This window comes from Caldimonas sp. (genome assembly GCF_046289365.1).
Lineage (GTDB): Bacteria > Pseudomonadota > Gammaproteobacteria > Burkholderiales > Burkholderiaceae_C > Caldimonas.
On record NZ_JBKBVU010000157.1, the window covers coordinates 1 to 7,218 of the forward strand.

Consider the following 7,218-nt stretch of genomic DNA (forward strand, 5'->3'; position numbering starts at 1 on the left):
GGCGCCGCCGGCTGCTGATCGAGGCCCTGCACCACCGTCTGCGCGAGGTGGAAAAACGCCGCACGCCGCAGCTCGACCCCGAGCGTGATGCTCTGGTTGGCGAGTTGCTCGTGTGCGCCCGCGGTGCCGTCGAGGCCTTTGCCCGCCGCTTCGACGAGGTGGCGGTCCTGCGCCGCCGCGCCATGCGCGTGCTGGGGCGCCACACCCGGCGCGACAACATCAAGTTCGACGGCCTGAGCCGCGTCTCCCACGTCACCGATGCCACCGACTGGCGTGTGGAGTATCCCTTCGTGGTCCTCACGCCCGACACCGAGGCCGAGACGGCCGCCCTCGTGAAGGACTGCATCGAACTGGGGCTGACTATCATCCCGCGCGGCGGCGGCACCGGTTACACCGGCGGCGCCGTGCCGCTGACCTGGAAGAGCGCGGTGATCAACACCGAAAAGCTCGAAGCCATGACCGAGGTGGAGCTGGTGAACCTGCCCGGTGTGAACCATCCCGTGCCCACCATCTGGACCGAGGCCGGCGTCGTCACCCAGCGGGTGGCCGATGCGGCCGAGCGGGCGGGGTTCGTGTTTGCGGTGGACCCTACCTCGGCCGAGGCGTCGTGTGTGGGTGGCAACATCGCGATGAACGCCGGCGGCAAGAAGGCCGTGCTCTGGGGCACCGCGCTGGATAACCTGGCGTCTTGGCGCATGGTCACCCCCGAGGCCCAGTGGCTGGAAGTGGTGCGCCTGAACCACAACCTCGGCAAGATCCACGACGTCGAGGTGGCCAGCTTCGAGTTGCGCTATTTCGAGGCCGACGGCAAGACACTGGTGCGCACCGAGCGGCTGGACATTCCCGGCCGCACCTTCCGCAAGGAAGGCCTGGGCAAGGACGTGACCGACAAGTTCCTGGCCGGCCTGCCGGGCATCCAGAAGGAGGGCTGCGACGGCCTCATCACCAGCGCCCGCTGGGTGGTGCACCGCATGCCGGCCCATGTGCGCACGGTGTGCCTGGAGTTCTTCGGCAATGCCCGCGAGGCCGTGCCCAGCATCGTCGAGATCAAGGACTTCATGTTTGCCGAGGCGAAAAAGCCCGGCGGGGCCATCCTGGCGGGCCTGGAGCACCTCGATGACCGCTACCTCAAGGCGGTGGGCTACGCCACCAAGTCCAAGCGCGGCACCCTGCCCAAGATGGTGCTGATCGGCGACATCGTCGGCGACGACCCGGATGCGGTGGCCCGTGCCGCGTCCGAGGTGGTTCGCATCGCCAACGCCCGTTCAGGCGAGGGCTTCATCGCTATCTCGGCCGACGCGCGCAAGAAGTTCTGGCTCGACCGCAAGCGCACGGCGGCCATCAGCCGCCACACCAACGCCTTCAAGATCAACGAGGACGTGGTGATCCCGCTGCATCGCATGGGCGAATACACCAACGGCATCGAGCGCATCAACATCGAGCTGTCGCTGCGCAATAAGCTGGCCCTGGTCGACCGCCTGGAAGCCTTTTTCACCCAAGGCCAGTTGCCGCTGGGCAAAACCGACGACGCCAGCGAGATTCCCAGCGCCGAGTTGCTGGAGGACCGGGTTCAGCAGGCCCTGGCGCTGCTGCGCGAGGTGCGTGAGCTGTGGTCGCAGTGGATGACCCATCTCGATGTGGCCCCACCGGACGGCGGGCGCAGCATCTTCGAGCAGCTCCAGGACCACAGCCTGCGGGCGTCGTGGAAGACGCAGATTCTCAAGCCGCTGCAGACGGTGTTCGCCGGTGCGGCGTTTGCGCCCATCCTCGACGAATGCCGGCGCATCCACAAGGAGGTGCTGCGTGGCCGCGTCTGGGTGGCGCTGCACATGCATGCCGGCGACGGCAATGTGCACACCAACATCCCCGTCAACTCCGACAACTACGAGATGCTGCAGACCGCCCACGAGGCGGTGGCGCGCATCATGAAGCTGGCGCGCAGCCTGGACGGCGTGATCTCGGGCGAACACGGCATCGGCATCACCAAGCTGGAGTTCCTCTCCGACGAGGAGATCCGCGACTTCATGGCCTACAAGCAGCGCGTCGACCCCGAGGGCCGCTTCAACAAGGGCAAGCTGATGCGCGGCGCGACGGTGAACGGCGAGGTGCTGCATGCCGACCTCACCAACGCCTACACCCCAAGCTTCGGGCTGATGGGTCACGAGTCGCTGATCATGCAGCAGTCCGACATCGGCGAGATCGCCAACTCGGTGAAGGACTGCCTGCGCTGCGGCAAGTGCAAGCCCGTGTGCGCCACCCACGTGCCGCGCGCCAACCTGCTCTACAGCCCACGCAACAAGATCCTGGCCACCTCGCTGCTGGTCGAGGCCTTCCTGTACGAGGAACAGACGCGCCGCGGCGTGTCGATCAAGCACTGGGAGGAGTTCGAAGACGTGGCCGACCACTGCACGGTGTGCCACAAGTGCCTGTCGCCCTGCCCGGTGAAGATCGACTTCGGCGATGTGTCGATGAACATGCGCAACCTGCTGCGCAAGATGGGCAAAAAGAGCTTACGCCCGGGCAACAAGATGGCGATGATGATGCTCAACGCCACCCGGCCCGAGACCATCAAGCTCTTGCGCACGGCCATGGTGGGTGTGGGCTTCAAAGCCCAGCGCCTGGCCAATGACCTGCTCAAGCGCGTCGCGCGCAAGCAGACGGCCCGACCGCATGCCACGGTGGGTACCGCGCCGGTCAAAGAGCAGGTGATCCACTTCATCAACAAGAAGCTGCCGGGGGGGCTGCCCAAGAAGACGGCGCGCGCCCTGCTGGACATCGAGGATAAAAACTACGTCCCCATCATCCGCAACCCCAAGGTCACGACGCCCGAGACCGAGGCGGTGTTCTACTTCCCCGGTTGCGGCTCCGAGCGCCTGTTCAGCCAGGTAGGCCTGGCCACCCAGGCCATGCTCTGGCACGCCGGGGTGCAGACCGTGCTGCCGCCGGGCTACCTGTGCTGCGGCTACCCGCAGCGCGGCTCGGGCCAGTACGACAAGGCCGAGAAGATCATCACCGACAACCGGGTGCTTTTCCACCGCGTGGCCAACACGCTGAACTACCTCGACATCAAGACCGTCGTGGTGAGCTGCGGCACCTGCTACGACCAGCTGCAGGGCTACGAGTTCGAGAAGATCTTCCCCGGCTGCCGCATCGTCGACATCCACGAGTACTTGCTGGAAAAAGGCATCAAGCTCGACGGCAAGGGGGCCTATCTGTACCACGACCCCTGCCACAGCCCGATGAAGCAGCAAGACCCGATGAAGACCGTCAAGGCCCTGGTGGGCGAGCAGGTGCTCAAGAGCGAGCGCTGCTGCGGCGAGTCGGGCACGTTGGGCGTCACCCGGCCGGACATCGCCACGCAGGTGCGCTTCCGCAAGGAACAGGAGATCCGCAAGGGCGAGGCCGCGCTGCGCAGCAGTCGCGCCGTGGGCCAGCAGGACAACATCAAGATCCTCACCTCCTGCCCGAGCTGCCTGCAGGGGCTGTCGCGCTACGGCGAGGACTTGAACAGCGGCCTGCTGGAAGCCGACTACATCGTGGTGGAAATGGCGCGCCAAATCCTCGGTGAGAACTGGATGCCCGACTACGTGAAAGCCGCCAACGACGGGGGCATCGAGCGCGTGCTGGTGTGAGGCGGGCGGCTCCCATGCAGGCGCACACCGCCACGGCCGACGGATTCGAACCCGCGCAACACCCGGTGGCCGGCTGCGAGCTGTGTCATCGGGCGGGCGGACGGCTCGTGGCGCGCCTGCCGGGTTGGCGCGTGATCCGCGCGGATGATGAAGCCTTTCCGGCCTTCTACCGGCTCGTGCGCCGCGAACATGCCTCGGAGATGAGCGATCTCGAGCCGGCCGAGCAACGGCGTTGCCTGGCATGGATGATGGCCATCGAGGCGGTGCTGCGCCGGGAGCTGGCGCCCACCAAGATCAACCTGGCCTCGTTGGGCAATGTCGTGCCCCATCTGCATTGGCACGTGATCGCCCGCTTCGACTGGGACTCCCATTTTCCGCAGCCTGTCTGGGGGCAACGCCAGCGGGTGGCGGAGGCTTCGGCGCTGGGGCTCGTGCGCGAGCGTCTGCCGGCGGTGGACCGGGCGATCGCTGCTGCGCTGCGCGAAGTGCCGTAAGAGGAGCACCTCTCCCCAGAACGAGGGTTGGCCGTCGATGGCTTCGGTGATGTAATCAAGGGTTTACACCTCCGGCAGCCGTGGCCTGCCGGCAACAGGCTCATGGATTTCGCTTGCATTGCCCGTTCTCAGGAACGCCTGCAGGATGGCCTGTGGACGCATTCGTCGCTCGGGAGACTGCGCATGACGGTGCGCGGCGCCGTCCGGTCTTTGCTGTTCGCGCTGGCCCTGGGGGCTGCGGGGCCGTTTGCGCTTGGCCAGGTGCAGCATGGGGTCGCCGAATCCGCCATCAAGGGGTTTGCGATCACGGGCGACAACCCCCTGAGCGCCGCGGAGACGGCGGCCCTGCTGGCGCCCTTCCTGCATCGTGAAAGCTCGCACGCCATGCTGCGGCAGGCTGCTGCGGCGCTGGAGCAGGCCCTGCACGAACGGGGCCATGGCCTGTACCGGGTCGAGTTGCCGCCACAGGTTCTGTCCGACACCATCATGCTGAAGGTGCTGCGTCAGACCATCGATCGTGTCCAGGTGGACGGACAGGGTCGGTATTTCGACCCCGCCAACGTGCGCGCGGCCCTGCCGGAGCTTCAGGAGCAGACCTCGCCGAACCTGCGACGCCTGGCGCGCGAGACCGCGGTCGCCAACGAGAATCCCTCGCGCCATCTGCAGGTGGTGCTGACCCCCGGGGCACAACCTGACACCATGTCGGCCACCGTGCAGGTGAACGAGCGCCGGCCGTGGAGGGTCGGCCTGGCCTGGAACAACCAGGGCACGCCCGAGACCGGACGCGACCGCCTCTCCCTGGCGGCTGGCCACGACAACCTCTTCGGCCGTGACCATGGGCTGGACTGGGTCCATACCACCTCACCGGATCACTCCTCAGACGTCCGCCAGTACGGCGTGCGCTATCGGGTGCCGTTGTATGACTGGGGGGGCGTGGTCGTGCTCGAGCATCAGCGCAGCGATGTCGTCGGCTCCTTCGGACTCGAGCCGGCCGGGCAGGCGCATCCCGCTTTCCAGGCCACGGGGGCGGGCCATGAGACGGGCCTGGGCTACACCCACCATCTGGCAGGTGCCGTGCACCGGCGCGCCCAGGTCTCGGTGAGCGTCCGCGACCGCTTGTTCCGGTCCGGCGAGGTGCCTGGAAGCACCCTGCAGGCGCAGGACCGCCGCACCCGGGCGCTGTCGGCGGACTATGCCGAGCAAACCCAAAGCGGGGCCTGGTCCTGGGGGTACCAGCTCGGGGTCACGATCAACCTGCCCCATGGGCGTGCGAACGAACTGGCGGCCTACCAGAGCGAGGACCCGGCGATCGAGACCACCCGCTGGAAGGCCTGGCGCGGCGCTGCCCATGCGCTGGCCTCGTTCGGCCCGGGTTGGCAACTGGCCGGCCGGCTGCAGGCGCAGTTCAGCTCCGACCTGTTGCTGGCGGGCGAAGCCTTTGCACTGGGCGGCATCGGCTCCGTGCGCGGCGTGCCCGAGCGTGCGCTGTACGGCGACTCGGGCCTGGCGGCCACTCTGGAGGCCAGCCTTCCTCCTCTGTGGCAGGGGCTGCGCGTCCTGGCCTTCATCGATGCAGGCTGGGTGCGCAGCGACGTCACCGACAGCCCGCTGCGCCGGCGTGAGGACCGCCTGGCCAGCGTGGGGCTGGGGCTGCGTTACGCCCATGTCAGCGGGGCGAGCCTGCGGGCCGACTATGCCCGCGTGATCGCCGGCAGCCGTGCCGACCACAACCTTCTTCCCGCCTCGCCCATTCCAGGGGACGATAAACTGCATCTGAACGTGTCGCTGGTGTTCTGAGCCCTTGGTCCCGGGGCGCCCAGACGCACACCCAACCCCTGCAAGGCGTGCCCACGCGCCTGGAATGCACCTCATGGCCGGCCTCGACAAGTCCACCCCCGTTCCCACCGAGATCACAGTGCACCAGCGCTCGCGGGTGCTCGAGTTGCGTTTCAGCGACGGGGCGCATTTCCGCGTGCCCTTCGAACTGATGCGGGTGTACTCCCCCTCGGCCGAGGTCCAGGGGCACGGCCCGGGCCAGGAGGTCCTGCAGACCGGCAAACGCGAGGTCGAGATCATCGCGCTGGAGCCGGTGGGCCACTATGCGGTGCAGCCCACGTTCAGCGACGGCCATGACTCCGGCATCTTTTCCTGGGACTACCTCTATTTCCTCGGGGCCGAACAGGATCGTCTGTGGGCCGACTACGAACGCCGCCTGGCCGAGGCCGGGGTCGATCGCGACGCCCCTATGCCGGACAAGGCCGCCGGGGGATGCGGTCATCATCCCTGAGCCGCCGCGCATGCCCCGCTGCGACGCGGGGTTGTCGGCGCGGCCTGCCGCAGCGGCACTTACGATGTGAATCATGAGCACCACCCATTTCGGTTTCCAGACGGTCGACGAGGCGGAGAAGGCCCGGCGCGTGCGCGGCGTCTTCGACTCGGTCGCTGCACGCTACGACCTGATGAACGACCTCATGTCGGCGGGGTTGCACCGGGTCTGGAAGGCCTACACGTTGGCCGTCTCGGGGGCCCGTCCGGGGCACAAGGTGCTCGACATCGCCGGCGGGACCGGCGATTTGGCGCGCGGTTTTGCCCAGCGTGTGGGCCCGTCCGGCCTGGTCGTGCACACCGACATCAACGAGTCCATGCTGCGCGTGGGCCGCGACCGCCTCATCGACGAAGGCCGGCTGCTGCCCACCGCCCTGTGCGATGCCGAGGGCTTGCCCTTCGCCCGTGACAGCTTCGACATCGTCAGCGTGGCCTTTGGCCTGCGCAACATGACGCACAAGGACAAGGCGCTGGCCGAGATGTGCCGGGTGCTGGTGCCCGGCGGCAAGCTGCTGGTGCTGGAGTTCTCCAAGGTGGCTGCGCCCTTGTCCAAGGCCTATGACTGGTACTCCTTCAACGTGCTGCCGCGTCTGGGCCAATGGGTGGCGGGCGATGCGGACAGCTACCGCTACCTGGCCGAATCCATCCGCATGCATCCTGACCAGCAGACCCTCAAGGCGATGATGAAGGAGGCCGGTTTCGGCCATGTGGACGTGCATAACCTCACCGCTGGCGTGGTGGCTTTGCATGTGGGCATCAAGTGCTGA

The 7,218-nt window shown here is 67.4% G+C and carries 5 protein-coding genes; all 5 read left to right on the plus strand.

Annotation, left to right across the window (positions count from 1 at the left end; all coding sequences use genetic code 11):
* Positions 1 to 3,632, plus strand: a 3,632-nt coding sequence (locus ACK42S_RS13615; RefSeq protein WP_409708490.1) for an FAD-binding and (Fe-S)-binding domain-containing protein, incomplete at its 5' end; no start/stop codon positions are given.
* Positions 3,633 to 3,646: 14 nt separating this feature from the next.
* Positions 3,647 to 4,126 (plus strand): HIT family protein, encoded by a 480-nt coding sequence (locus ACK42S_RS13620; RefSeq protein ID WP_409708494.1) that lies wholly within the window; start codon positions 3,647 to 3,649, stop codon positions 4,124 to 4,126.
* A gap of 183 nt (positions 4,127 to 4,309) precedes the next feature.
* Positions 4,310 to 5,923, plus strand: coding sequence for a ShlB/FhaC/HecB family hemolysin secretion/activation protein (locus tag ACK42S_RS13625; RefSeq protein WP_409708497.1), 1,614 nt, complete (start codon positions 4,310 to 4,312; stop codon positions 5,921 to 5,923).
* Between the two features lie 73 nt (positions 5,924 to 5,996).
* Entirely contained in the window at positions 5,997 to 6,413 is a 417-nt protein-coding gene (locus tag ACK42S_RS13630) for a gamma-butyrobetaine hydroxylase-like domain-containing protein (protein ID WP_409708500.1), read from the plus strand.
* Between the two features lie 73 nt (positions 6,414 to 6,486).
* Positions 6,487 to 7,218 (plus strand): bifunctional demethylmenaquinone methyltransferase/2-methoxy-6-polyprenyl-1,4-benzoquinol methylase UbiE, encoded by a 732-nt coding sequence (gene ubiE, locus ACK42S_RS13635; RefSeq protein ID WP_409708503.1) that lies wholly within the window; start codon positions 6,487 to 6,489, stop codon positions 7,216 to 7,218.

Bases quoted from the DNA above. Each gene is read 5' to 3' on its own strand.
- ACK42S_RS13620 (WP_409708494.1), top strand. From the start codon at position 3,647: ATGCAGGCGCACACCGCCACGGCCGACGGATTCGAACCCGCGCAACAC.
- ACK42S_RS13625 (WP_409708497.1), top strand. From the start codon at position 4,310: ATGACGGTGCGCGGCGCCGTCCGGTCTTTGCTGTTCGCGCTGGCCCTG.
- ACK42S_RS13630 (WP_409708500.1), top strand. From the start codon at position 5,997: ATGGCCGGCCTCGACAAGTCCACCCCCGTTCCCACCGAGATCACAGTG.
- ubiE (WP_409708503.1), top strand. From the start codon at position 6,487: ATGAGCACCACCCATTTCGGTTTCCAGACGGTCGACGAGGCGGAGAAG.